Raw genomic sequence first — 26,000 nt, 5'->3', positions numbered from 1 at the left:
GAGAGAACATGAAACGCATCACGTCATTCGGAATTCTGGCTTCCGCTGTGCTGGCCTTTGCTTCGCCGGTGCTTGCCCAGACGGTTTTCGTATCCACCCAGCTTCGCCCGATCGAGGAGGCAACCGTCGTGCGGCAGGACCTGCTGAAGGATGCCGGCAAGGTAGATTATGTGGTCGAGGAACCGCCGCAGTTCGCCGTACGCATGGAAGCGGAGGCCAAGGCCGGCAAGCACACCGTCAGCCTGATCGGCGCGCTGCACGGTGAGCTTTCGCCACTTGCCGACAAGGATCAGCTCGAACCGCTTGATAATCTCGCTAAGACGCTCGCTGCCGGCGGCATGCCGCAATCGCTCCTCGACCTCGGCAAGCTCGGCAAATCCACTCAGCAATACATTCCGTGGATGCAGGCGACCTATGTCATGGCCGCCAAGAAGGAAGCCCTGCAATACCTGCCAAAGGGCGCCGATATCAACGCCATCACCTACGATCAGCTGATCGAGTGGGGCAAGAACATGCAGCAGGCGACTGGCCAGCCGCAGATCGGCTTCCCGGCCGGTCCCAAGGGCCTGATGGCACGTTACTTCCAGGGTTATTTCTATCCGTCCTTTACCGGCGGCGTAGTACGCACCTTCAAGAACGCCGATGCCGTGGCAGGCTGGGAGAAACTCAAGTCGCTCTGGGCCTATGTAAACCCCAACTCGACCAATTACGACTTCATGCAGGAGCCGCTGGCCGCCGGTGAAGTCATGGTCGCCTGGGACCATGTCGCCCGACTGAAGAATGCCATTTCCGCCTCGCCGGACGACTATGTCGTATTCCCGCCTCCGGCCGGCCCCAAGGGGCGCGGATACATGCCCGTTCTCGCCGGCCTTTCGATCCCGAAGGGCGCCCCGGATGCGGCGGGCGCGATGAAGATCATCGAAACACTGACGACTGAGAAGATCCAGCTGCTCACCGCGTCCAAGGTCGGCTTCTTTCCAACGCTGAACGTTCAGCTGCCGCCGGATCTCGATCAGGGCATCGCGCTTCTCGCCGGTGCCGTCACCAAGACCCAGGCCGCCAAGGACGCGGTGATCTCGCTTCTCCCAGTCGGCCTCGGCGACAAGGGCGGCGAGTTCAACAAGATCTATATGGACAGCTTCCAGCTGATCGTGCTGCAGAATCAGCCCGTTGGCGACGTGCTCGCCAAGCAGGGTGCCGTCATGGCCAAGCTGATGACCGACACCAAGGCTTCCTGCTGGGCACCGGATGCCAAGAGTGACGGCGCCTGTCCGGTTCAATAACCCTTCCTGGGGTGCCTGGACGCGAATGTCCGGTCATTCTTTCCGTAACCCTGCTTTTCGAGGCGGGAGCCTATGAGCCAAAACCGACCCTGGATCCCCTATCTGCTGATCCTGCCATCCGTCGTTTTCCTCGGCCTGCTTTTCATCGTGCCGCTGGTGCAGACGATCTGGCTGGCGGTCTCGGATGACGGCGCGCCGTCGCTTGCAAACATGCAGCGCATGGTAGCGGACATCAATTTCATCCAATCGGTGCGCAACACCTTCCTGCTGACGATCATGGTCGTACCGGTCCAGATCGCCATCGCGCTAGCCATGGGCACGATGGTCGCCAAGATCGGTCGCGGGCGGGAGACGATCCTTTGGATCTGGACGATTCCGCTCGGCATTTCGGATCTCGCCGCCGGCCTCGTCTGGCTGTCGATCCTGCAGAATACCGGTTATTTCAACTCGCTGCTCTTCAGCCTCGGCGTGATCAGCCGGCAGGCGAGTTGGCTCTCCTATCAGACGCCGGTCGCGCTTTTCGTCGCCATCGCGGTGGCGGAGATCTGGCGCGGCACGGCGATCGTCATGGTCATCATCGTCGCCGGCCTCAACCAGGTGCCGAAGGAGTTCAAGGAGGCCGCCGAAATTTTCGGGGCTGGTCCATGGACGCGCTTCTGGAAAATAACCCTGCCATTGATCCGCCCGGCGCTGCAATCGGCCCTCATCCTGCGCACCGTGCTCGCCTTCGAGGTCTTCGCAGTCGTATACGCACTGGGCGGCCGTAATTTCCCGGTCCTCGTGGGCGAAGCCTACAACTGGCAGAACCAGAACCAGAATTACAGCGTCGCGGCCGCCTATGCGGTTCTGATCATGGTCATCTCGCTCGCCGCAACCCTCGTCTATCTCAAGGCCTTCAAGGTCGATCCGGAGCGCCTGCCATGAGTACACAAGCCATCGGTTCCGAAGCAGCAACAGCCAATCCCGCAAGCTTCGTTTCATCGCGCCGCTGGTTGCTCTGGAGCGGTATCGGCGCGCTTTGCGCCTGGGTTCTGGTGCCGATCTATCTCGTGGCGCTAGGCGCGCTCGGCGGACGACAGGGCGTTTACATTTGGCCGAAGACCGGCCTGCCGACCGGTATCTCGCTCGAACCCTTCATGCTCTTCCTGCAGACGGAAGGGGTCGTCCGCTCGTTCCTCAATTCGCTGGGCGCCGCGGGCATCACGGTAGCGCTCTCCATCCTGCTCGGGGCACCCGCCGGTTATGCGCTCGCCCGATACAATTTTCCGGGCAAGGACAGCTACCGGCTGCTGGTTCTGCTGACGCGCGCCTTCCCGCTGGCGATCCTGGCGCTGCCGCTCACCGTCTCCTTCATCCGGCTCGGCCTTTACGATACGATCGTCGGCGTCGGCCTGATCCATACGGTCCTGGCGCTCCCCTTCGCGGCTCTAGTGACCCAGGGCATTTTCCTCGGCGTCCCGAAGGAGCTGGAAGAAGTCGCATGGGTTTTCGGCTGCACCCGCATCCAGGCCTTTTTCAAGGTCGTGGCGCCGCTCGCCTTGCCGGGGATCGTCGCGACGGCGGTCTTCGCGTTCGTCATTTCGTGGAACGAAGTCTTCGCCGCCTCGGTGCTGACGGTGCGCAATCGCACGCTGACCGCCTATCTGCTGACGGTGCTTTCCGAAAGCCCGATGCATTACCGCTTCGCCGGCGGCCTGATGCTCATCCTTCCCTCTGTTGTCTTCATCTTCGCGGTCAGGCGCTACCTTTTCGCGATCTGGGGCATTTCCTCCAAATAACGGGACCAACTCCATGGCCAATATTGTCATCGACCGTGTCCGCAAGAGTTTCGGAACATTCCAGGCCCTGAAAGAGGTCTCGCTGGCGATCAACGACGGTGAATTCGTCTCGCTTCTCGGCCCGTCCGGCTGCGGCAAGACCACGCTCCTGCGCATCATCGCCGGTCTCGAAACCGCATCCGGCGGCGATGTCCGCATCGGCGACAAGTCGGTCCTCGGGCTCGCTCCCAAGGACCGCGGCCTCGCGATGGTCTTCCAAAACTACGCGGTCTTCCCGCATATGACGGTCTATGAAAACGTCGCCTTCGGGTTGCGCATGCAGAAGGCGGACGAGGCACGCGTCAAGGCGCAAGTCGAAAAGGCCGCCGGCCTGCTGCATATCGAGCAATATCTCGACCGTTACCCGAACAAGCTTTCGGGCGGCCAGCGCCAGCGCGTCGCCGTTGCCCGCGCGCTTGCCGTCGAGCCCAAGGTACTCCTCATGGACGAACCGCTCTCCAACCTCGATGCGCTGCTTCGCCTCGAAATGCGCACCGAACTCAAGACGGTGCTGCAGTCGGCCGGCACGACGACGATCTACGTCACGCACGACCAGACGGAGGCGATGGGCCTTTCCGATCGCATCGCCGTCATGCACGGAGGGATCGTAGAGCAGGTCGGCTCGCCGGTCGATGTTTACAATCATCCCGCAACGCGCTTCGTCGGCGGGTTCATCGGCAATCCGCCGATGAACTTCATCAAGGTCCCCGTCCTGAACGGCCAGGTCGCTGCCGGGATCGAGCAACTGAATACGCCGCGGGAAGCCGGCAAGGAGATCATCCTCGGCCTGCGCGGCGAGGCGGTCGAGCTCGCGGGCCTGCCCGAGGGCCTTGAAATGAAAGTGCGGGTCGCCGAACCGATGGGCTCGCACCTGCTCCTGACCGGCTCGATCCACGATCAGCCCGTCCGCGTCATCCTGCCTGCCTCCGAAACCGTCAGGAGCGGCGATACGATCGGCCTGAAGCTCGATCGCAAGCGCATCACCTGGCTTTCCGCCGAAAGCGGCCAATCCTTTCCGCCCGTGACGGCCTAGGGGCGTCCCTCCCCAATACCGGAGTACCCACATGAACCTGCATATCGATCAAGCCAAGCGCATTCTCGTCGCCAATGACCGCGGCGGCTATACGGTGCCGACGGACCGGCTCTATCCCTTCCAATGGAACTGGGATTCCGCCTTCGTCGCCATGGGCTTCGCGCTCTACGATACGGACCGCGCCTATCGCGAACTGGAGCGGCTGGTCGAGGGCCAGTGGGCGGACGGCATGATCCCGCATATCGTCTTCCACCAGGCGAGCGATACCTATTTTCCAGGCCCGAACGTCTGGCGCACCCACCACACGATCCCCACCTCCGGCATCACCCAGCCGCCGGTTTTCGCCATCGCGCTGCGCAAGCTGCACCAAGCCACCGGTGACAAGACCCGCACCCTGCCGCTCTACGAGGCGGCCCTGAAATGGCAGCGCTGGTGGTATGCGGCCCGCGACCCGCAAGGAACAGGCCTCGTTGCCCTGCTCCATCCCTGGGAAAGTGGCAGCGACAATTCTCCCGCATGGGACGTCGCGCTCGCCCGCGTTCCCACCACCACCGACACGCCGGTCGTGCGCAAGGATACCGGCCACGTGAACGCTTTGATGCGTCCCCGCAACGAGGACTATCAGCGCTTCATCCACCTGGTTGATACCTATGCCGCCTGCGCCTGGGAGCCAGCTAGACAGTGGGCGAAGGCACCTTTCAAGGTCGCCGAGATCCAGACCACCGCGATCCTGCTCAAGGCCGGCGAAGACCTTGCTGCACTCGCCCACGAATTTGGCCGCATGGAAGACGCGTCCGAGATCGCCGCGCTCAATGAAAAAACTCGTAACGCGATCCTCGCCCAGTGGCGACCCGATCTGTCGCGTTTCGTATCCCGCGATCTCGTTTCTGGCCAGGATATCGTGGCGCCGACACAGGCGGGCTTCATCCCGCTTCTGTCGCTCGATCTCGACAAGGCAGTCGTCGGCGCTCTCGCCGATGAAATGAAGGCTTGGTCCAAGGGGATGAAAGTCGCCTTCCCGACAGTAAAGCCCGGCATCGACAGCTGGGAGCCGAAACGGTACTGGCGCGGCCCGGCCTGGGCGATCATCAACTGGCTGCTGATCGACGGCCTGAAGCGCAATGGCCGCGTAGATGATGCCGAGAAGCTGCGCAAGTCGACCATCTCGGCAATTGAGGCGGAGGGTTTTGCTGAATATTTCGACCCGGTCACTGGTGAAGGCTGCGGCGGCCTTGGCTTCTCCTGGACGGCGGCAGCGTATATGTGGCTTGTGGCGTCATAAATTCAGGTACCAGTCGCGCCCGCGCATCAATCTCAGGTCATGCATCAGCTTAATAGATTTGGGCCAGAAGCAATCGCAATCTCCGGTACTGTTTGCAGCTGAACGGATTCGACCCAGCGACCTATAAATATTCTGTTTTTTCACGCGGCCGGGGACGACGGATCGGTGCCCTCACTCAGAATTGCGAGGTACGGGCCATAGCTGAAGACTCTCCCGCGCTTGCGACCCGTTATTTCCTTGATGATGTCGAAGCGCTCCAAGTCTGCCAGCGCCGCTTTAGCTGCGGGTCCGAATAGGCCTGGCGTTGCGACACAGCGCCGTTGACCAACCTCCGAACCGTAGCGATAGGTTGCTCGCCGGAGGTTGCAAAAGCAGTGCCGTCGTGGCCGCGCGTGAGCAGATTCAACGTCTGTTGCTTGGAGTTATTTCGTGCGCCGTCGCCAGTCAAGCAATCGGGCCTCGACAAGTCCAATCGCAACCGCGGTCAGATATCCCAGCACACCGAGCAGGATCACGCCAGCATAGAGGTCCGGGGCACGAAACGAGCGTGCGGCGAGCAGAATCCAGTTACCGAGTCCATCCCGACCTGCAATCATCTCACATACGATTGACAGGATGAGAGCCACCGTGAGCCCGAGGCGCATACCAGCGAGAATATCCGGGCTCGCCGATGGCAATGCAATCTTGCCGATCACGGCCACTCGCGAAAGTTTTAGCGCTCGCCCGACCTCATAGAGGCGCGGTTCAACCCCCGAAAAACCATGCACGGTGGCAAGGAGCACCGGCCAAAGCGCGCCGAAGGCGATCACGGCAAGCACCATGCCGTCCGACAGGCCGAGTATCGCGATGGCCACGGGAATCGTCGCGGAGGCCGGCAGCGGGCGAAGGAACTCCAGCATCGGCGAAAGATAGGCGCGCAGGCGCGGAGAGGTGCCGATGGCGGCGCCTAGAATAATGCCGAGTAAGGAGGCGATCAGCCATCCCCAGAACATCCGCCCCACTGTCGAGAGCAGCTTTCTCCCGAGATCGCCGGTCATGAAGCCTTTCATCAAAGCGCCCCAGGCGCGATCCGGCCCGGGCAGGAAAACGGGGCTGACCAGTTTATATTCCGCCAGCATCTGCCATGCCCAGACGAGGAGAACGGCGATCAGAAAGCTCAATCCGAGCCAGAGCACGCGCCAGGCCTTCATGTAATGGTCTCCACTCGTCCGATGCGGCCAAAAAATTTGTTCTGCACCAGCGACAACAGACCGTTCAGCCCCCATCCCACGATACCGATCCAGACCAGATATGCGAGCATAATGGCTGGCTGCAGGGCCTGCTGCGCGATCAGGATGCCGTAGCCCAGTCCGATTGGATTGACGGCGATTTCGACTGTGACGGACACGACAAGCGCAATCGCCGCCGCCAAACGAAATGCGACCATGATGCGCGGTAGCGCTGCGGGCAGCACGATCTTTCGCAGCTGGCTCCAGGTCGACAGCCTGAGTGCTCGCGCGACTTCCATCAGTCGCGGCTCGATGCCACCCATTGCCGAGCGAGTCAGGATCATGATCGGCCAAAGGCAGGAGAAGGCGACAATGGCGATCTCCATGCGATAACCGAAACCAAATAGCAGCATGGCGATCGGCAGAACCGCGACCGACGGAATCGGGCGTACCGCTTCCACAGTCACCTCCATCAGACGATCCACCGTCTCGACCAGACCAAACAGCATGCCGAGTATCAAACCGATCACTCCGCCGAGAAACAGGCCGACACCTGCGGTCACCAGCGTATCACGCGTTGCAGCCAGCAGTGATCCGTCAACCAGGATCCGGACTAGAGCAGCAGCGATGTCGCTCGGTGCAGCAAGCGACAGAGAATCCGATTCACGGGTCCGCATGCCGATTTCCGCCGCAATCAGCAGCGCTCCCGGCACAACGAAACCTTTCCATCGGCTAGCGCTCATGGTTCAGCCTTCTCAATGAAATCGAACAGCGCGCGCCGAAGCCGCAGGAATTCGGGCATTTCGCGGGTCTCGAGTTGATTGCGCGGGCGGGGCAGATCTACCGGCTGGTCGATGCCGATGCGGCCGGGATTAGGCATGAGGCCAATGACCCGGTCGCCGAGATAGACCGCCTCCTCCAGGTCATGGGTCACGAAGAAGACGGTCGTCCCTGTTTCCGCCACCAGCGAGAGCATCTCGTCCTGCAGGCCCTGTCGGGTCATGGCGTCGAGAGCTCCGAACGGTTCGTCCATCAGCAACACGGCCGGCTCCTGGGCCAGACAGCGGGCAATCTGAATGCGCTGCTGCATGCCACCCGACATCTCCCCAGGATATTTATCTTCGTGTCCCGCAAGCCCAACCTTGGTGAGAAGTGGCCCGATGCGGGCCTGCCGCTCGCCACGCGGTACGCCGGCCGCCTCAAGCGCCAGCGAGATATTCGCGGCCGCCGTGCGCCAGGGGAGTAGCGCCTTGGCGTAGTCTTGAAAGACGATCGCCACGTCCTGCCGTGGGGCGGTCAGCGGGGCGCCGAGCAGCCTCACCGTGCCGGCGCTCGGACGCACGAGGCCCCCGGCCATGCGAAGCGCCGTGGTCTTGCCGCAGCCCGAAGGCCCGATGATGCAGACGATTTCGCCGCGGCGGACGTCGAGGCTCAATTCGGAGATGATGACCCGGCCGCCATAGGCAAGGCTCACCCCGTCGAAGCTTATCACCGACTGCGCGGCATCTCTGCTTATCGCCGTTGGATTGGCTGTCACGGCCATGTTCATGTTTCCCCTTATGTTTCTGTTCGGCCGTAGACGACATCGAGGGTTTGGGCGAGATGGCTGGCGAGCTCGGCCTCGGCCTTGTCGAACCGCCGCGCCAGAACGACATCGGCAAGCGCCTTGTGGGCTTCCAGGAAAGCATCGTGATGCGGCGCAAGGCGACTCATCATCACCCGTCGGTAGCGATAAGCCTGGTAATACAGATCATCGTGTATTCGCAGCAGGCGCTCCGAGCCGCAGGCTTCGAGCAACGCCCGATGGAAGGCTTTGTGCAGGCGGTCGAACTCCGGAGTTCCTTCCCGCATCGTCTCAGGATCGCGTTCGACGGACCGGACGAGACGGTGGAGAGCCGACAGGATGCCCGCCTCCCATTCATCGCCTCCCTGCTGCATTGAAAGCCGCAGGGCTTCCAGCTCAGTCAGGGTTCGCACGAGCGTGATGTCGGCAAGATCGGCTTTCGAAACACCGGCGACCCGGAAACCTTTTTGGCCGACGGCCGAAATCAATCCTCTCGAGACAAGACGAGACAGACCTTCCCTGAGCGGCGTGGCACCGATGCCGTAACGCTCGGAGAGGGCCTGAATACCGAGGCGTTCCCCGGGCGGCCAGATGCCCGACAGAATATCGTGCTCGACAACCGCCGCGGCGCGCTCGCTCAAGGTATCGGAGGCCGTCGCAGCCTCCCCGAACAGTGGATTGATTTTAGCTTCGATCATTTCTGGATAAGTGTCGCCGTATCCGGCTTTCCCTGCAGCATATTCTGCTCGCTCATGGTGCTGACCCACCAATCAAGTTGTTCCTGATCGATCCCTGGATCCGCAACAGAAAGCTTCATCTTCGAAAGCACGTCCATCGAAATCTTCGTGAAATTGGCGATGGCTTTCCGGCCCTTGTCGGGATACTCGTTGACGATCTTCGCGCCTTCCTGGATGGAGGCCCGGAACGCCTTCAAGGCATCCGGATTCGCATCCGCCCAGACACGAGTGGACGCATAAAGGATCTGCGGTCGGCGCTCCGGCAGCTTTTCGAGGAAATAGCCCGCGATCTTGCCTGTGCCGCTCGCCAGAATGCGCGACATGAACGGCTCGGCCCCGACCACGGCATCCACGGCTCCGGATTTCAGTGCATCGCTCATCGTCGGAAAGGTGACCTCGACGAAATTCACCTGTTTGGGATCGACGCCGTTATCGATCAGCCACTTGGAGAAAAGGACCTGGAGGAAGGCCCCTATACCGGGTGCGCCCACCTTCTTGCCAACGAAATCCTTCGGGCCCCTGATCCCGCTTGCCGGCGCGGCGATCACCCCTGCCGAGTCATAGGTACTGTTGGCGGTGGAACTGGCTCCCGCCACCGCGACGAGATCGAGCCCGCCATCGATGGCCTGCAAGAAGACGGACGGCGTCGGCCCCCCGATCTGGATCGAGTCCGAGAGCAGGGCCGCGGGAATGTTGGAATTCAGCCCTATCAGCGTCAGACTGACGTCCAGACCGTTCTTCTTGAAGATGCCCTCCTGCAGCGCCACCGCGGCGGATGCGCAATCCGTCGTCGCCGTGCAGCCGATATTGACCTTCGTCTGCGCCGTAGCATTGTCCGCCCACGCAGCAAGTACCAGTGCCGCTCCGAACGCGGCCCTCGCGAAAACCGTCATTTAAATTCCTCCCAAAATCCCGCTTCCCAATCGGGATGATATCAAATATCGATATAGTCACAAAATATATATGATCGCAAGTCGGAGGAGACTGATGAAACTGGCGACTTTTCGAAACGCGGACGGTTCCCCACGTGTCGGAATCGTGCATGAAGGCGATACGCGCCTATTCGACTTGACACACGCGGCCGAGCTTCACAGTGACAATGCGCGAAGCTTTTCTTCGATGCTGGCGCTGATCGACGGCGGCGATGGCGCGCTTGAGGAAGCCCGGCGCCTGTTTGCCGAACACGGCGACAACGCCGCGCTCGGGCTGCCGGTCGGTTCGGCCGAATTGCTGGCGCCGCTTCCCGAACCGCGTCAGATGCGCGACGGCATGAGCTACGAAACCCATATACGGCAGTCGGGCCGAGGCATGCGGCGGCTGATGGCCGCGGGCGACAGCGAGGCCATTGCGGCCATAGACGCCGAACCGCTTGCGCCGCTTGCGGATATCTATCGTCAATTGCCGATCTACTACATCACAAACCGGCTGATCGTGGGCGGCCCCGGCGCCACGGTGGCATGGCCCCGTTATTCCAGGGTGATGGACTACGAGCTCGAATACGGCATCGTCGTGGGCAAGACCGCCGCCAATATCAGCGTCGAAGACGCCCGAGACCACATCTTCGGTTACACGATCTTCAACGACTTTTCGGCGCGCGACCAGCAGGGCAAGGAAATGCCGGGATGGCTCGGCCCGGCCAAGGGCAAAAGCTTCGACGGCGCCAACGTTCTCGGTCCTTGGATCGTGACCCGGGACGAGATACCCGATCCCTATTCGCTGAAGGCTGCCGTCCGAGTGAACGGCGAGGTCCGTTGCGAAAGCACGACGGCTGGCATGCTCTTCAGCTTCGAGCAGATCCTGGCGCATATGTCGCAGGACGAAACCGTCCATGCTGGCGAATTTATCGGCTCGGGCACGATCGGCAACGGATGCGGCCTGGAAACCGGCCACTTCCTGGAGGACGGCGACATCGTCGAGTTGGAGATCGAGAAGATCGGCATCTTGAAGAACAAGGTCGTCCGGCAATTCGCCTGACGCCATATTGCGCGAACGCATCGCCTTGGGAGGAAACAATGGCGCACCGTATCATCGACCTTTCAGTCCCGATTGCCAACGACATCCCGGCCGACCCGCCGATCCAGATTCCGTCCGTGAGCTATATCGACCACGTCCAAAGCCTCGACCAGATCCTGTCCTTCTTTCCAGGGTTGAAGGCCGAGGACCTGCCCGAAGGAGCAGGCTGGGCGGTTGAAAAAGTGGTGCTTTCGACCCACAACGGCACGCATCTTGACGCGCCGTGGCATTACCATCCGACGATGAACCATGGCGAACCGGCCTGGCGTATCGACGAGGTGCCGCTCGAATGGTGCTACCAGCCGGCGGTGAAGCTCGACTTCCGCCATTTTCCCGACGGTTATGTCGCCACGGCGGCCGACGTCGAAGCCGAGCTGAAGCGTATCGGCCACGTGCTGAAGCCCCTGGAAATCGTCGTCGTCAACACATCCGCTGGCATCAAGTTCGGCCAGCCGGACTATGTCGCAAGCGGCTGCGGCATGGGCTATGAAGCGACCATGTACCTTCTGGACCGGGGCGTCCGCGTCACCGGCACGGACGGCTGGAGCTGGGATGCTCCGTTCGTGCATACCGCAAAAAAATATATCGAGACCGGGGATGCATCGCTGATCTGGGAAGGCCACAAGGCCGGCCGGCACACCGGCTATTGCCATATCGAAAAGCTGCACAATCTGGAGGAACTCCCCTCGGCCGGCTTCACGATCAGCTGCTTCCCCGTCAAGATCGAGCGAGCATCCGCCGGCTGGTGCCGCGCGGTAGCGATTATCGATAACTGATACCGGATCGCTTGGGTGCTCGTCGGCCGACGAGGAGCGGAGTTGACGAAGTCCCTTTCGACGCCTCCTACTCACCGCTTATTTTTAAACTCGTCTGGTGTTGTGTAGTGCGGAAAGCCTGCATTCCGGTCAGGTTGAAGCACATTATACCTACAGGGTATTATAATAAACCTATTCAGTGTTGGACGATCCTTCGGCCGCGGCGCACATTTGCGTCATGAACACGGTTTTCGCACCCATTGCTCAGAACGCACCCATGGCCCCGGTCATCGACGGGGTGGAAACCTTGCTGATCGACCTGCCGACCATCCGGCCGCACAGGCTCTCCGTCACGACGATGCATGGTCAGAGCCTGATGCTGGTCAAAATCCATTGCAGCGACGGCATCGTTGGCATTGGCGAGGGAACGACGATCGGCGGGCTCTCCTACGGCGGGGAAAGCCCGGAGGGTATGAAACTCGCGATCGATACCTATTTTCAGCCGGCTCTGATGGGCCAGGACGCCACCCGTATACAGCTCCTGATGGCGCGCGTCGGTAAAAGGATCAAGGAAAACCGCTTCGCCAAATGCGCCGTCGAAACGGCACTGCTGGATGCGCACGGCAAGCGTCTCGGCTTGCCGGTCAGCGAACTCCTGGGAGGACGCGTACGCGACCGGTTGCCAGTCGCATGGACACTCGCCTCCGGCGATACGGCCACCGACATAGCCGAGGCCGAGAAGATGCTCGACCTTCGCCGCCACAGGATTTTCAAGCTGAAGATCGGCGCCAGGACGCTCAGCGAAGACATCGCGCATGTCGCGGCGATCAAGCGCGCGCTTGGGGACCGCGGTGCGGTTCGCGTCGACGTCAACATGGCCTGGAGCGAAACCGAAGCGGCCTACGGCATGGCCGCGCTTGCTGATGCGGGCTGCCAGCTGGTCGAACAGCCAGTCGCTTCCGCGGCGGCATTGACGCGGCTCGTGCGCCGCTTTTCCATCGCCCTGATGGCCGATGAATCCCTACAGGGTCCAGAAACCGCTTTCGAGCTCGCGAAGACCAACGGCGTGGATGTCTTCGCCATCAAGATCGAGCAAAGCGGCGGCCTCTTCAATGCGCAGCGCGTCGCGTCCATCGCCGATGCAGCCGGCATCGAACTCTATGGTGGCACCATGCTCGAGGGCGTCGTTGGGACCGCCGCTTCCGCTCACGTCTTTTCCACTTTCGCCAATCTGCAATGGGGAACGGAACTCTTCGGGCCGCTGCTGCTGACCGAGGAAATTCTCGCGACGCCGCTAGACTATGGCGAATTCGAGCTCGCCGTTCCAAATGGGCCAGGCCTCGGCATCGCGCTCGACGATGAGCGCGTGAAATTCTTCCTACGCGATGGGCCGCGCAAGACCGTCAGCGTCGCTATGTAAAGGATAGGGGTCATGCTTTTTCTCGTGCGAATGGACGTTAACATCCCCTGGGATCTCCCGCAGACCGACGCGGGTGAGATTATCGCTAGAGAGAAGGCCTATTCTCAGGAACTGCAGCGCAGCGGCAAATGGCGGCATATTTGGCGCATTGCCGGCGAATACGCGAACCACAGTATTTTCGATGTGAAGGACAATGAAGAGCTGCATGCGATCCTGAGTGGATTGCCGCTGTTCAAGTTCATGACCATCAAAGTCACGCCGCTTTTGCGGCATCCGTCGTCGATCCGCGACGACGACACCTGAGGCGACGACCCGCAAGAGGGCCTTGCCGCTCGCAGGGTCTTCGAAGCGGCTATCGCAACGATCGGAAAAGAGGAGGAGTACGACATGAGTGTGAGGATTTTTGACAGGCCTGACGTACAGGATTTCCTGAAGGTGCTCAGCGGCCTGACCAATGATGGCGGCAATCCGCGCGTCAAGCAGGTCATCCACCGGCTGGTGTCGGATCTGTTCAGGGCGATTGACGACCTCGACATCACACCCGACGAATACTGGACGGCGATCGCCTGGCTGAACGAACTCGGCGCGGCCGGCCAGGCCGGCCTCATCTCGCCCGGCCTCGGGCTGGACCATTTTCTCGACGAACGCCTCGATGCCATCGACGACGCGCTCGGCATCAAGAACGAGACGCCGCGCACGATCGAAGGGCCGCTCTATGTGGCCGGCGCGCCGGTCGCGCACGGCTTTGCCCGCCTTGACGACGGCACCGATGCCAACGGCCACGCGCTCATCATGCACGGCACCGTCCATGGCGCCGATGGCAAGCCGCTACCCGGCGCAAGCGTCGAGGTATGGCACTGTGATACCCGTGGCTTCTATTCGCATTTCGACCCCACGGGAAAGCAGGCCCCGTTCAACATGCGTCGCACGATCATCGCCGACGTCAATGGCTGTTACAAGTTCCAGAGCATCGTGCCGCATGGCTATGGCGTGCCGCCGGGCAGCCCCACCGAAAAGCTGCTGTCGGCACTCGGCCGCCACGGCCAGCGCCCAGCTCATATCCACTTCTTCATCAGCGCCGACGACCATCGCAAGCTGACGACCCAGATCAACATCGCCGGCGATCCGCTCGTCAATGACGACTTTGCCTATGCGACCAGGGACGGCCTCGTGCCCGAGGTCACCGAACGCACCGACGAGGCCGGTATCAAGGCCAATAATCTCAGTGGCCCCTATGCCGAAATCGAGTTCGACTTCCATCTGACAGCCCTCGTCAACGGCGTCGACAACCAGATCAACGAGCAGCGCAAGCGCGCGGCAGCCTAACCGCATGACGCGGTGGCCGGGACGGCCACCGCCCCTCTCTTCATCATCGACATTGTTGCTAGTGCCGCGCCGAGGCGCCGCGAGCGGGAGAAAAACCATGTCTGCGATCATCGATAAGGCCCGAGATCTCGATCATCTGCTTGCAACCGCGGTGCAGGATGACAAGGAGGCGGGAATATTCCGCTGCCGCCGCGACATCTTCACTAATGAAGACCTGTTCGAGCTGGAGATGAAGCATATCTTCGAGAGCAATTGGGTCTACCTGGCGCATGAAAGCCAGATTCCAGATAACAACGACTATTACACCACCTATATCGGCCGCCAGCCCGTGGTCATCACTCGCGACAAGACTGGAGAGCTGCATGCCGTCATCAATGCCTGTGCTCATCGCGGCGCCATGCTCTGCCGCCGCAAGCATGGCAACAAGGGCAGCTTCACCTGCCCCTTCCACGGCTGGACCTTCTCCAACACCGGCAAGCTGCTGAAGGTCAAGGACGAGAAGACGACGCAATATCCCGAGCAATTCGCAAAGGATGGCTCGCACGATCTCAAGCGGGTGCCGCGTTTCCAGAGCTATCGCGGCTTCCTCTTCGGCAGCTTGAACGGAGACGTTGCCTCACTGGAGCATTATCTCGGCGCAGCCAAGGTCATCATCGACCAGATCGTGGATCAGGCGCCCGAGGGCCTGGAAGTCCTGCGTGGCAACTCGTCCTACATCTATGACGGAAACTGGAAGCTGCAGATGGAGAACGGTTGCGACGGCTATCACGTCAGCTCCGTCCACTGGAACTACGCCGCCACCATGGGACGGCGCAACGAGGAGGGCACGAAGGCCGTCGATGCCAATGGCTGGAGCAAGTCCATCGCCGGCGTCTACGGTTTCGAGAACGGCCATATCCTGTTGTGGACCCGGGCGATGAACCCGGAGGTCAGGCCGGTCTATAACCGTCGCGACGAGATCGAAACCCGCATGGGCGCCGACAAGGCGGATTTCATCATCAACCAGACCCGCAATCTCTGCCTTTATCCGAATATGTTCCTGATGGACCAGTTCAGCACCCAGATCCGCGTGACCCGCCCCATCAGCGTCGACAAGACAGAGATCAGCATCTTCTGCTTTGCGCCGAAGGGCGAAAGCGAGGCGGATCGCACGCTTCGTATCCGGCAATATGAAGACTTCTTCAATGTATCGGGCATGGGTACCGCAGATGACCTGGAGGAATTCCGAGCCTGCCAGGCCGGTTACGCCGGAACGACGGCACTATGGAATGATCTGTCGCGCGGGGCGCCCCTCTGGATCGACGGCCCGGACGAGAATGCCAGGCGGATGGGCCTGGAGCCGCTGCTGTCAGGGGAACGCAGCGAGGACGAGGGACTGTTCGTCCGCCAGCATGAATATTGGGCGAAGGTGATGCGCGAGGCGCTCGCGGCCGAGAAGGAAGGAGTCCTCTCATGAGCATTTCCTATGACGAGATCCGCGCCTTCCTCTATCGCGAGGCGCGACTGCTCGATGATCGCGAATGGGATGAATGGTTGACCTGCTATGCACCGGATGTCGAATACTGGATGCCGGCCTGGGATGATGACGATCAACTGACCGAGGACCCGGATAGCCAGATATCGCTGATTTTCTATCCAAGCCGGGACGGGCTGGAAGACCGGGTGTTCCGTATCAAGACCGAGCGCTCCGGTGCATCGACGCCTGAACCACGCACCAGCCACAACGTCACCAATGTCGAGGTATTGGCTCGCCGCGAAGCGGAGGTCGACATTCGCTGCAACTTCCACACGCTCAATCACCGCTACAAGGTGACGGACCAGTTCTTCGGAACCATGTTTGTCACCTTGCGCAGGAGCGGCGATCAACTGCTGATCTCAAACAAGAAGATCGTGCTGAAGAATGACTACATTCGCCAGGTCATCGACGTCTATCACATCTGACAGGCATCTCCTGACGGCATTGGAACGCATGAGGAGGCTTCCATGACCAGCTACAACATCGCTTTGAACTTCGAGGACGGCGTTACCCGTTTCATCGGATGCAATAGCGGCGAGAAGGTTCTCGACGCTGCCTATCGCGCCAAGATCAACCTCCCGATGGATTGCTCCGACGGCGTGTGCGGCACGTGCAAGTGCCGCGCTGAAAGCGGCAGCTACGACCTCGGTGATGATTTTATCGACGACGCCCTGACCGCGGACGAGGCGGAAAGGGGTCTGGTGCTCACCTGCCAGATGAGACCGACATCGGATTGCGTTCTTTCAGTGCCCGCGACCTCGCTTGCCTGCAAGACCGGCCATCAGAAGTTCGCGGCCACCGTTACCGCCGTGACGCCGCACCTAGATGCTGCGATTGTCCTTGAACTGCGAGTGGATGCGGCATCCTTACCGGCCTTCCTGCCCGGCCAATACGTCAATATCGACGTTCCCGGCTATGGTCAGAACCGCTCCTACTCCTTCTCCTCGGCTCCGGGTGATCAGCGCGTCGCCTTTCTCATCAAGCGGATTCCCAACGGTGCGATGAGCGGCTGGCTCGCCGGCGCGAAGCCTGGCGACAAGCTTGACCTGACGGGCCCGCTGGGAAGTTTCTATCTGCGTGAAGTGAAACGTCCCCTGTTGTTTCTTGCTGGCGGGACAGGGCTCGCGCCCTTCCTCTCGATGCTTGAAACGCTCGCTCGCGCCGGCTCTGACCAGTCGATCCATATGATCTATGGGGTGACGCGAGATCTCGATCTCGTTCTCGTCGACGTGATAGAGGCTTATGCCGATCGCCTGCCGAATTTCAGCTTCAGCACCGTCGTCGCCGAAAACACGTCCAGCCACCCGCGCAAAGGTTGGATAACGCAGCATATGCCCGCGGAAGTCCTGCACGGCGGTGATGTCGACGTCTACCTTTGCGGCCCGCCGCCCATGGTCGATGCGGTGCGCAAGCACTTTAATGACAATGGTGTCAGCCCTAGCAGCTTCTACTACGAGAAGTTCACGCCCAATGCGGTTGGGAAAGAGGCGGCATAGCGATGACCACCTATCGAGACCGCTTTGCTCGCAAGGTACTCGTTGTGACGGGCGCGGCGCAAGGCATTGGGCGTGCCGTGGCCATACGCGCCGCCGAAGAAGGTGCTCGCGTCGTGCTGGTGGATCGCGCCGATCTTGTCGGGGAAGTGGCGCGCGAGGCAGGCACGCACGCGGCGTCGTTCATGGCCGATCTGGAGACCTACGAAGGCGCATCGGCTGCGATGCGTTTTGCCGTAGAAACCTTCGGCGGCATCGATGTATTGATTAACAACGTCGGCGGAGCGATCCGAATGCGTCCCTACGAAGCATTCCAGCCGACGCAGATCGACGCGGAAATACGTCGATCCTTGATGCCGACGCTCTACGGATGCCACGCGGTGATCCCGCATCTGCTGGCGCGCGGCGGCGGCACTATTGTCAACGTATCATCGAATGCCACCCGGGGGATTCATCGCGTGCCCTACTCGGCGGCCAAGGGCGGCATCAATGCCATCACCCAGTCGCTAGCCATGGAGCTGGCTGAACGGAACATCCGTGTCGTGGCGACCGCGCCCGGCGGTACGGAAGCTCCCGCACGGGCTATCCCTCGGAACGCTGAAGGCGACACCGACGAGGAAAAGGCCTGGATGGGCGAGGTCGTCGCGCAGGTAAGGCAATCAAGCTTCATGAAGCGTTATGGCAGCATCGCCGAGCAGGCCGCGCCAATCCTATTTCTGGCTTCCGACGAGGCCTCATACATTACTGGAAGCATACTGCCGGTCGCGGGAGGCGACCTCGGCTGACCTCGTGTTCTTGAATGCGTAGCAACTCGGGAGGAGACAATGTGCGACTTTGGTGTGAATGACACAATAGACAACGCTCCGCTTAGTGCGTTTCAGTGGGCGTTACGTTGATCTAATGTCATTCCTAGACCTACCAACGCATCGCCTGCATTATCGAGTTGACGGTACTACTAGCGAGACCTCCGACAAGGCCTGGCTTATATTTTGCAACTCGCTTGGCACGGACCTGCGCATGTGGGATCGCCAAATTCGCGAACTCGCTGACAGTTTCAGGATTCTGCGCTATGACCGCCGGGGGCACGGGTTGTCATCCGCACCCCCTCGGCCCTATACGCTTGCCGACCTCGGCGGTGATGTGATCTCGCTAATGGACGCTCTCGGTATCCCGCGTGCCCACTTCTGTGGTCTCTCCATCGGTGGCCTGACGGGACAGTGGCTCGGGATCCATCATCGGGCTCGATTTGAGAAAATAATACTTTGCGCAACGGCGGCCAAGATCGGGAGTGCCGAAGGTTGGACAGCGAGGATCGATGACGTCAGGGCCAGCGGCTTGGAGGCTTTGGTGCCCGCCACGGCCGAGCGCTGGTTCACGCCGGAGTTTCGCGCCTCCCACCCCGACGCAACCGCGAGGGTACTTGATAGCTTTTCGAGGACCTCCAAGGAAGGCTATCTCGGCTGCTGCGAAGCGTTGCGGGATGCAGACCTCCGAGAGGATATTGGCTCGATCTCGAACCCGATCCTCGCTCTGTCCGGTGCCGATGATAGTGTATGTCCGCCGAACGATCTGGAAGCGATAGCAAAGGGGGTGTGCGACGGCCGTCATCTTTGCCTACCAGGCCGACATATTTTAAACGTGGAGAGTCCAGACGCTTTCAATGCGGCGGTTTGTGATTTTTTATGCCGGTAACGGCCGATGCAATCCGGCTGGACGGCCTGGCGATCGCCAGCGATAGTCCCAAAAGATGCATCGGGAGGCCAGCGGATGGATCTTCGCCAACTTAGATATTTCGTAACGGTGGCGCGTGAGCGGAACTTCTCACGAGCTGCCGATCTGCTCCATATAGCCCAACCGCCGCTTAGCCGACAAATTCAGCAGCTTGAGGAAGAACTGGGCGTACAACTGATCGATCGCAATCAACGTCCGATCGCGCTGACGGAGGCCGGGCGGTTTCTCTATGAGCAGGCTCGCCATATCCTCGTACGGACTGAGCATATTATTGATCAGACCCGCAAGATCGGCAGCTCGAAACGCGAGCGGTTTGTTATCGGATGCGTGGGCTCAACGCTTTACGGCGGCATTCCTGATCTGGTTCGGCGTATGAGGCAGGTCTGGCCCGATCTTGATATCGAAATTCGGGAGATGATGTCGACGGAGCAGGTCAGCGCTTTGAAGGAGCGACGTATTGATCTCGGCTTCGGTAGGGTCAGGTTCAACGATAGGGAGGTCGAACGTCTTACGCTTCGCGAAGAGCGCCTTGTCGCGGCGATACCCAAGTTTCACCCCTTGTCTGTTTCCGAAGAGCCAATTGACCTTGCTTCGCTCTCGCAGGAAACTGTCATTCTTTATCCTTCTGCGCCGCGGCCGAGTTTCGCCGACGAAGTTCTATCTCTGTTTACAGAGTTCGGAATTGGGATCTCGAAGGTCGAGGAGGTTCGCGACATCCAGGGTGCGCTAGGCATGGTCGCCGCCGGCGCCGGAGTCTGTCTCATCCCTGCTGCATCTCAACGGCAGCGGCCAGATGACGTGTGCTATCGGACAATCGCGGAGGAAAGAGCGACCTCCCCGGTGATCATGAGCTATCGGCACAATGAGCCCAACGCCCGGATCGAGCAAATCAAGCGTTTGATCCGCGAGATGTACGCCGACAATCCTCCTTGGCTCCAATTGTCCAATGTGAAACTTGACGGCAAAGGTGAGTAATTCGATAAAATGCTTGCGTTTATGCTCGATCTTGGGCGCAATTAAGCGTGCTTTGAGGCCGTGAATTCCGCCGCTCGAGCTACGCGCCGCAATATCTTCTCGAGGGTACCGCGAACGATAAGGACGGCGAGTCCCTGTCCTGCTAGGGTTCATGCGGGACTAAAAGCGCGAGCAATCGATACAATGAGCATGCCCAATCATGAGATCGACCACGGACGTGCGAGGCCAAAATTCCGCCGACTCTAGTCGAGCCTTAGCTCTTCCTTGGCCGCCTGGTCATCACCAGAGACGACAGGACGGTGCGCGGCTTTTGAGGCGAATAATCCTGGATCCAAGCCATCGGGTGACGACATAGAACTGACCGAACCCGAAAACCGCTTCGAGCTTTCCTGGCACGCCTCCCGCTACCCCTGATTGCCGGCGGTATCGGGATTACCCCGATCTACGGCATGGCAAAAGTACTCGCCTCACGGGCGAAGACGCTCCGGCTGGCCTATGCCGCGAAAATCCGCAACCAGATGGCTTTTCTCGACGAGTTTGCCGCACTGCTTGACGAGCGGCTGCAGGTTTTTGCTGAAGATGACGGCGAAATACCGGATCTCGATGCCGAATTCGCGGCCCTGCCACCAGATGACGAGGCCCATATCTGCGGCCCGCGCGGCCCTCCTGGAAGCGGCGCGCCAGGCTCAGCATAAAGGTGGCCGCTCCATGAGCCGGCTGCGCTGCGAGGTCTTCGGCGATATGGTCGCTTTGCAGAGCACGCCTTCCATGTCGAAGTCGCGGAGCTCGGTGCTCCTGTTCGGGTTCGGGCCGATCAATCGATGTTAGACGTATGGCTGGAGGCGGGCGTCGGCATGGTTTTCGATTCCCGATGGAGAATATGGGCACTGTGCCGTCAAGATCGTGGAAACAGATGGCGTGATCGACCATAGAGATGTCTTCTTTTCCGAAGCCGAGCGGCAGGAAAATTCACGCATGTGCGCCTGCGTTTCGAGGGCCTCCGGCGGACGAATCGTCATCGATGTCGGCTATCGCCGTGAGCTTGCCGCGGCAGGATAATTGGTACAGCGCCCCGACGGCCAGCCGTCGCGGCTCGAGCCCCATCAAGCACCGGCCGGCGGTTCCCGATCATACTGGCGCGAGACCCCTTCGCCTTCTTGCCGGATGCCTCGCAGGACTTCCAACGCTGCCTCCCTAAGCTCGGGCGCGAAAAGACGCCGAAACCGCGCCTCGTGCGCCTCGATGATGGCGTGCACCGTCTCCAGTTTCGCCGAGCCGGTCCTTGTCAGGCGAAGAGCCCGCGATCGGCCGCCGACCGGAGCCCGGTCGACAAGCCCGGCCTTGGTCAGCCCGACCATCAGGGGAACCATGTTGGCACGCTGGATGCCGAGGCTACGTCCAAGATCGCTCTGGGTACAGCCGGGATTGGCATCGATCAGTGTCAGAATGGAAGCTTCGACCGGCCTGAGTTCAATGGCCTGAAGCCTTGAGCCCAGGTCGGCCATCATCACATTGGATGCCCTCCTCAGCTGATAGCCAAGCAAAGCGTCAAGCGGGTCGCTCAATCTTGATGCACGGGTGTCGATATCCATAATTCGCCTATAATGCTATTGCACATAACAATCAAACAATGCTATGAGACATAACATTATCGGCGAGGAGGTCATATGCCGGTATTGGAGGAATTTTCTTTTGAAGAATATCGGCAGCAGCGCCGCGATCCGTTGATCAGCGACGCTACAGCGCGCTCCACGTCTCGTTAACCGCATTGCCGCCGGCGGAGATGAGAGGAATTTCATTTCGATCGCGCTGCCGTCAAACGGCCCCGGTACAGCTTACCGCATTCGATGCGGGTCACCTCCTTGCGGCCCGCTCCCCTTGATGTGCAGGCCCTGGCGGCAAGAAGGACACCATCATGACAACAGAGCATCCCGAAAAAGATACCGTCGCCTTTACCGTTGAAGCCGGCATCGCCTGGGTCAGCTTCAATCGCCCGGAGAAACGCAACGCGATGAGCCCCACGCTCAATCGGCGCATGACGGAGGTTCTGGATGGGCTCGAGTTTCGGGCCGATGTCGGTGTTCTGGTTCTTTCCGGCGAGGGCACGGCCTGGTCAGCAGGTATGGATCTCAAGGAATATTTCCGCGAGACCGAGGCTTACGGTCTACAGGGTACGCGAAAGGCGCAGCGCGAAAGCTACGGCTGGTGGCGTCGGCTGCGCTGGTATCAGAAACCGACCATCGCCATGGTGAATGGCTGGTGCTTCGGCGGCGGTTACGGACCTCTTTTCGCCTGCGACCTCGCCTTTGCCGCCGATGAAGCCAGATTCGGACTGAGCGAAATCAACTGGGGCATCCTGCCCGGCGGTGGCGCCGCCAAGGTGGCGAGCGAACTTACATCCTTCCGCAACGCCATGTATCACGCGCTGACCGGCGAAAACATCGACGGCAGGAAGGCGGCCGAATGGGGCTTCGTCAACGAGTCCCTACCGCTTGCACAGTTGAAAGCGCGGGTAACCGATGTCGCCAACATCCTGCTGCAAAAGAACCCCGTCGCGCTCAAAGCCACCAAGGATGTCATTCGGCGCGTGCGGGAGATGACTTACGACAATGCGGAGGATTACCTCGTCCGCGCCCAGGAAGCGGCCAACAGTTATGATAACGAGGGACGCAAGGAAGGTATCAAGCAGTTCATCGACGACAAGACGTACAAGCCCGGTCTGGGTGCCTATGACAAATCCAAGCATCAGGCCTGAGGAGAGCCTTACATGACGGTCGAGATCACCAGCGCACACCCATCGGCTCTTCCTAGCGGCTCCATGGAACGGCTGCTGCGCCCGAGATCGGTGGCGATCGTCGGCGCCTCCGACAAGCCCGGCGCGCTTGGCGCTTCGGTACTTTCCAACCTCGATCGCAGCGGCTATGCCGGGGCCATTCATCTGATCAACCCCAAACGGACCGAAATCGGCAACCGGCCCTGCCTCGCCTCGATCAGTGACCTTCCGGACGGGGTGGATGCGGCGGTTCTTGCCGTTCCGCGCGCTGCCGTGCTTTCCTCGATCGAGGCGCTTGCCCGTCGCCGCGTTGGCGCGGCGGTGATCTTTTCGGCGGGCTTTGCCGAGGGCGGTGAGGAAGGGGTGGCCGAACAACGCGAGATCACCCGCATGGCGGCGGAAGTCGGAATGGTGATCGAGGGGCCGAACTGCCTCGGCATGGTCAACCATGTTGACCGCATCCCCCTGACCTTTATCGAAACCGCTTCAAAGGCACTGGGCGATCGGCCGGGTATCGCGATAGTCTCGCAGAGCGGCGCCATGGCCGCCGTCCTCGGCGTGACCTTCGCCAGCCGTGATCTGGGCCTCTCCTATTCCGTCTCCACCGGCAACGAAGCTGCAAGCGGCGTCGAGGACTATGTGGAATTTCTGGTGGAGGATGCCTCCACGCGGGTCATCGCGATGATCGTCGAACAATTCCGCAAGCCCGCCCGTTTCCTTGCCGCGGCGCGCGAAGCATATGCGAGGGGAAAGCGGATCGTCCTTCTTCATCCCGGCCGGAGCAGCGCGGCGCGTGAATCCGCCGCGACCCACACCGGTGCCATGGCCGGCGATTATCAGCTCATGCGCGCCAAGGTCGCCCATGCCGGCGTTATCCTGGCCGAAACGCTCGAGGAACTTGGTGACATCGCCGAGATCGCTCTGCGATGCCTGGCGCCTCCGGCTGGAGGCCTCGCGGTGCTTGGCGAATCCGGCGCGTTCAAGGCGCTGACGCTCGACCTGTGTGAGGAGCTTGGACTGGATCTTCCTCCAATTAACGATGAGACAGCGCCAGCGCTGCGCGCTGTTCTGCCGCCCTTCGTCGGTGTCAGCAATCCGCTGGATCTGACGGCACAGGGTCTCGTGGAGCCGGACCTTTACGACAGAACGCTCACGGCCCTCTTCGACGATACCCGGTTCGCCAGCATTGTCGCTTGCATCATCCAGACCGATCCCGTCACCCTAGCCATCAAACTGCCGCCGATCCTGAAAGCCGTGCGAGAGCGCAAGCCGACAAAGCCGCTGATCTTCGCCGGGCTTGATGAGGGAGCCCCCATCCCGGCGAACTATATTGCGCAGTTGCGGGCGCTCGGTATCGTCTATTTCCCATCGACAGAACGGGCCTTCCGCGCGCTGAAGCGCATCGATGCGTTCGCGGCGAGTGACATTGCCACCTACACCTCCGCTCCGGTCGCGATTGCCGGCCTCCCCTGGCAGGGAGGTGTCATTCCCGAATATCAAGCCAAGCAAATGCTAGCGCCGCTTGGAATTCCGTTTCCTGAAGGCCGCCTGGCAACAACCCTCGAACAAGCTTTCACCGCAGCCGGCGCGATTGGGTATCCGGTGGTGCTGAAGGCGCAATCGCCCGAGCTCAGCCACAAGAGCGACGCCGGCGGTGTCGTCATTGGATTGTCGGACGCAGCCAGCCTCCAGGAGGGCTGGAGCAAGCTGCATGCCGATATCGCGCGCCATCGCCCAGGCCTTACCCTGGACGGCGTACTGATCGAAGCCATGTGCAAACGCGGCATCGAGCTGATCATCGGAGCACGCAACGACCCTGACTGGGGACCCGTGATCCTGGCGGGCTTTGGCGGCGTTACGGCTGAAATCCTGAAGGATGTTCGGATTCTGACGCCCGATCTGCCTGAAGACGCTATCAGCCGCGAGCTACATCGGCTGAAGAATGCGCCTCTGCTGCGCGGTTTCCGCGGCTCGCCGCCGCTCGACGTGAATGCCGCCGCCCGCATCATCGCTGCGCTCGGCCAGCTGCTGCTGGCCGAACCGGCTATCCGGGAAATAGACCTCAATCCTGTCGTGATCTATCCCGACGGCGAAGGTGCGGTGGCGCTGGATGCCTTGATGTTGGCAGTAACCAAGCCTACCGACGCTTGAGCCGCAAAGCCTGCCCGCTCGAAATTACGGCCAATCGGCATAGCCCGACGAAAGCGTGCTTTCCGCGACCTCGCTACTGCGGGCAACCTCACGATAGGCCGCCGGCGAAAAGCCGGTCTTCCGTTTGAAGAAGTGGCTGAAATAGGTCGGGTCGCGAAAGCCAAGCCCGTCCGAGATTTCCTGCACGGTGCGGGCCGAGCGCTCCAGCCGCAACTTTGCCTCCTGCACCACCCGCTCATGCAGCAATTGCACAGGGGAGCGCCCGAGCGCGCCCTGGCAGATGGCGTGCAGGCGATCGGTCGTGACGCCGAGTTCTCGCGCATAGTCCGTGATCGGCCGATGCTGCCGGAACCAGGCTTCCACCAGCTGCCGATATCGCTGCAGGATCGACGCATTGCCACCGCGCCCGCGCTGCTCCGATGTCTCTGCTCCTCCGGCCCGCCAAAGCGTCAGAAGGATCAGGCGCATATAGGCCGAAATCGCCATCCAGGACGCGCGCGCGGGATCGCCGAGTTCTCGAACGAAGCCGGCGACCAGCGGCTGTACCTCATTGACGGCGTTGATATTGCGTTCGATCATGAACCAGGGGCGCTCGCTGAAAATTCTGAGCGCGTAGGATTCTGCTCGATTGCCAATCGCATCGACCATGATCTGCGGCGAGGCGCCGACGAGGAAGCTCGCCGCGCCGGCGGCCATATGCAGCTCGCCGCGCGCCTGTGGCGGCATATAGGCAATGGTCGGCCCCCGCAGGGTTCTCTCATCTTCGGCGTCAAGGACAAATGTGGCTCTGCCCGCCTGCAGCAGGACGATATGGTGGAAGGAGACGTAAAGACCTTTTTGGAAGCGGATCGTGCGGTGCGTCAGGGATGGCTCGTGCCATTCACCGCGGGCATGAAGATGGATGCCGCTGTCGAAAACCAATG

At 60.9% G+C, this 26,000-nt stretch carries 27 protein-coding genes and 1 pseudogene; 20 read left to right on the top strand and 8 right to left on the bottom strand.

The genetic code is table 11. The features are described 5' to 3' along the window. Positions 1-8 precede the first annotated feature (8 nt). The 5 genes from JJQ51_RS01050 to JJQ51_RS01030 all read left to right on the top strand — a co-directional run bounded on the left by JJQ51_RS01050 (position 9) and on the right by JJQ51_RS01030 (position 5,415). A complete protein-coding gene (locus JJQ51_RS01050; protein ID WP_269244145.1) occupies positions 9-1,283 on the top strand; it encodes an ABC transporter substrate-binding protein in 1,275 nt (424 codons plus the stop codon). A gap of 72 nt (positions 1,284-1,355) precedes the next feature. Further along, positions 1,356-2,207 (top strand): carbohydrate ABC transporter permease, encoded by an 852-nt coding sequence (locus tag JJQ51_RS01045; RefSeq protein WP_113352179.1) that lies wholly within the window; start codon positions 1,356-1,358, stop codon positions 2,205-2,207. Beyond that, positions 2,204-3,061 carry a carbohydrate ABC transporter permease gene (locus JJQ51_RS01040; RefSeq protein ID WP_113390684.1) on the top strand — a complete coding sequence of 286 codons (858 nt, stop codon included), beginning with the start codon at positions 2,204-2,206 and terminating at the stop codon, positions 3,059-3,061. Before JJQ51_RS01045 ends, JJQ51_RS01040 begins: the two co-directional genes overlap by 4 nt. A gap of 13 nt (positions 3,062-3,074) precedes the next feature. Further along, on the top strand, positions 3,075-4,133 hold the full coding sequence (locus JJQ51_RS01035) for an ABC transporter ATP-binding protein (RefSeq protein ID WP_113352181.1): 1,059 nt from the start codon (positions 3,075-3,077) through the stop codon (positions 4,131-4,133). Positions 4,134-4,164: 31 nt separating this feature from the next. Then, complete coding sequence (locus tag JJQ51_RS01030; RefSeq protein ID WP_145636527.1) at positions 4,165-5,415, top strand: MGH1-like glycoside hydrolase domain-containing protein; 1,251 nt, start codon at positions 4,165-4,167, stop codon at positions 5,413-5,415. A gap of 140 nt (positions 5,416-5,555) precedes the next feature. On the opposite strand, the pseudogene JJQ51_RS32830 reads toward JJQ51_RS01030, so the two are convergent. From JJQ51_RS32830 to JJQ51_RS01005, 6 genes and pseudogenes are all read right to left on the bottom strand, one after another. Beyond that, positions 5,556-5,696, bottom strand: a pseudogene (locus JJQ51_RS32830) (Fic family protein); the annotation flags it as partial. 141 nt (positions 5,697-5,837) lie between these two features. Further along, positions 5,838-6,605, bottom strand: a complete 768-nt coding sequence (locus JJQ51_RS01025) for an ABC transporter permease (RefSeq protein ID WP_113352183.1) — start codon at positions 6,603-6,605, stop codon at positions 5,838-5,840. After that, positions 6,602-7,366 carry an ABC transporter permease gene (locus tag JJQ51_RS01020; RefSeq protein ID WP_113352184.1) on the bottom strand — a complete coding sequence of 255 codons (765 nt, stop codon included), beginning with the start codon at positions 7,364-7,366 and terminating at the stop codon, positions 6,602-6,604. Before JJQ51_RS01020 ends, JJQ51_RS01025 begins: the two co-directional genes overlap by 4 nt. After that, positions 7,363-8,166 carry an ABC transporter ATP-binding protein gene (locus tag JJQ51_RS01015; RefSeq protein ID WP_113352185.1) on the bottom strand — a complete coding sequence of 268 codons (804 nt, stop codon included), beginning with the start codon at positions 8,164-8,166 and terminating at the stop codon, positions 7,363-7,365. Before JJQ51_RS01015 ends, JJQ51_RS01020 begins: the two co-directional genes overlap by 4 nt. A 14-nt stretch (positions 8,167-8,180) precedes the next feature. Beyond that, on the bottom strand, positions 8,181-8,885 hold the full coding sequence (locus JJQ51_RS01010) for a GntR family transcriptional regulator (protein WP_113352186.1): 705 nt from the start codon (positions 8,883-8,885) through the stop codon (positions 8,181-8,183). Next, positions 8,882-9,817: an ABC transporter substrate-binding protein gene (locus tag JJQ51_RS01005; protein WP_113352187.1), complete on the bottom strand. Its 936-nt coding sequence runs from the start codon at positions 9,815-9,817 to the stop codon at positions 8,882-8,884. Before JJQ51_RS01005 ends, JJQ51_RS01010 begins: the two co-directional genes overlap by 4 nt. Before the next feature lie 94 nt (positions 9,818-9,911). Here JJQ51_RS01005 and JJQ51_RS01000 point away from each other — a divergent pair, with 94 nt between their 5' ends. The 13 genes from JJQ51_RS01000 to JJQ51_RS00940 all read left to right on the top strand — a co-directional run bounded on the left by JJQ51_RS01000 (position 9,912) and on the right by JJQ51_RS00940 (position 21,212). Next, entirely contained in the window at positions 9,912-10,898 is a 987-nt protein-coding gene (locus JJQ51_RS01000; protein WP_113352188.1) for a fumarylacetoacetate hydrolase family protein, read from the top strand. Positions 10,899-10,936: 38 nt separating this feature from the next. Beyond that, complete coding sequence (locus JJQ51_RS00995) at positions 10,937-11,713, top strand: cyclase family protein (RefSeq protein WP_113352189.1); 777 nt, start codon at positions 10,937-10,939, stop codon at positions 11,711-11,713. Positions 11,714-11,969: 256 nt separating this feature from the next. Continuing rightward, positions 11,970-13,112, top strand: coding sequence for a muconate/chloromuconate family cycloisomerase (locus tag JJQ51_RS00990; protein ID WP_113352190.1), 1,143 nt, complete (start codon positions 11,970-11,972; stop codon positions 13,110-13,112). 12 nt (positions 13,113-13,124) lie between these two features. Beyond that, positions 13,125-13,415, top strand: a complete 291-nt coding sequence (gene catC, locus JJQ51_RS00985) for a muconolactone Delta-isomerase (RefSeq protein ID WP_113352191.1) — start codon at positions 13,125-13,127, stop codon at positions 13,413-13,415. 84 nt (positions 13,416-13,499) lie between these two features. Beyond that, positions 13,500-14,438: a catechol 1,2-dioxygenase gene (catA, locus tag JJQ51_RS00980; protein WP_269244144.1), complete on the top strand. Its 939-nt coding sequence runs from the start codon at positions 13,500-13,502 to the stop codon at positions 14,436-14,438. Positions 14,439-14,535: 97 nt separating this feature from the next. Further along, positions 14,536-15,894 (top strand): Rieske 2Fe-2S domain-containing protein, encoded by a 1,359-nt coding sequence (locus JJQ51_RS00975; RefSeq protein WP_269244143.1) that lies wholly within the window; start codon positions 14,536-14,538, stop codon positions 15,892-15,894. Beyond that, positions 15,891-16,379: a benzoate 1,2-dioxygenase small subunit gene (benB, locus tag JJQ51_RS00970; RefSeq protein ID WP_113352194.1), complete on the top strand. Its 489-nt coding sequence runs from the start codon at positions 15,891-15,893 to the stop codon at positions 16,377-16,379. Before JJQ51_RS00975 ends, benB begins: the two co-directional genes overlap by 4 nt. A gap of 42 nt (positions 16,380-16,421) precedes the next feature. Continuing rightward, positions 16,422-17,450 carry a benzoate 1,2-dioxygenase electron transfer component BenC gene (benC, locus tag JJQ51_RS00965; RefSeq protein ID WP_269244142.1) on the top strand — a complete coding sequence of 343 codons (1,029 nt, stop codon included), beginning with the start codon at positions 16,422-16,424 and terminating at the stop codon, positions 17,448-17,450. Between the two features lie 2 nt (positions 17,451-17,452). Continuing rightward, entirely contained in the window at positions 17,453-18,232 is a 780-nt protein-coding gene (gene benD, locus JJQ51_RS00960) for a benzoate diol dehydrogenase BenD (RefSeq protein WP_113352196.1), read from the top strand. A gap of 115 nt (positions 18,233-18,347) precedes the next feature. Beyond that, positions 18,348-19,139: a 3-oxoadipate enol-lactonase gene (gene pcaD / locus JJQ51_RS00955; protein WP_113352197.1), complete on the top strand. Its 792-nt coding sequence runs from the start codon at positions 18,348-18,350 to the stop codon at positions 19,137-19,139. Positions 19,140-19,214: 75 nt separating this feature from the next. After that, the gene (locus JJQ51_RS00950; RefSeq protein WP_113352198.1) at positions 19,215-20,153 is read left to right on the top strand and encodes a LysR family transcriptional regulator; all 939 of its coding nucleotides are present in this window, start codon (positions 19,215-19,217) and stop codon (positions 20,151-20,153) included. Between the two features lie 449 nt (positions 20,154-20,602). Beyond that, a complete protein-coding gene (locus JJQ51_RS00945; RefSeq protein ID WP_113352199.1) occupies positions 20,603-20,848 on the top strand; it encodes a hypothetical protein in 246 nt (81 codons plus the stop codon). A 223-nt stretch (positions 20,849-21,071) separates the two neighbouring features. Then, complete coding sequence (locus JJQ51_RS00940) at positions 21,072-21,212, top strand: hypothetical protein (protein ID WP_156090770.1); 141 nt, start codon at positions 21,072-21,074, stop codon at positions 21,210-21,212. A gap of 44 nt (positions 21,213-21,256) precedes the next feature. On the opposite strand, the gene JJQ51_RS00935 is transcribed toward JJQ51_RS00940, so the two are convergent. Further along, complete coding sequence (locus JJQ51_RS00935; RefSeq protein ID WP_233788533.1) at positions 21,257-21,661, bottom strand: MarR family winged helix-turn-helix transcriptional regulator; 405 nt, start codon at positions 21,659-21,661, stop codon at positions 21,257-21,259. A gap of 407 nt (positions 21,662-22,068) precedes the next feature. Here JJQ51_RS00935 and JJQ51_RS00930 point away from each other — a divergent pair, with 407 nt between their 5' ends. Next, positions 22,069-22,908, top strand: coding sequence for a p-hydroxycinnamoyl CoA hydratase/lyase (locus JJQ51_RS00930; RefSeq protein ID WP_113395616.1), 840 nt, complete (start codon positions 22,069-22,071; stop codon positions 22,906-22,908). A 12-nt stretch (positions 22,909-22,920) separates the two neighbouring features. Next, positions 22,921-25,077, top strand: a complete 2,157-nt coding sequence (locus tag JJQ51_RS00925) for an acetate--CoA ligase family protein (RefSeq protein ID WP_113352202.1) — start codon at positions 22,921-22,923, stop codon at positions 25,075-25,077. A 24-nt stretch (positions 25,078-25,101) separates the two neighbouring features. On the opposite strand, the gene JJQ51_RS00920 is transcribed toward JJQ51_RS00925, so the two are convergent. Beyond that, positions 25,102-25,998, bottom strand: a complete 897-nt coding sequence (locus tag JJQ51_RS00920; RefSeq protein ID WP_113352203.1) for a helix-turn-helix transcriptional regulator — start codon at positions 25,996-25,998, stop codon at positions 25,102-25,104. Positions 25,999-26,000: the final 2 nt, after the last annotated feature.

It is taken from the genome of Rhizobium sp. AG207R, assembly GCF_027109195.1.
Taxonomy (GTDB): Bacteria; Pseudomonadota; Alphaproteobacteria; order Rhizobiales; family Rhizobiaceae; genus Rhizobium; species Rhizobium dioscoreae.
Note: the sequence above shows the minus strand (reverse complement) of the source record. Positions and strands in the feature narration are given on the sequence as shown.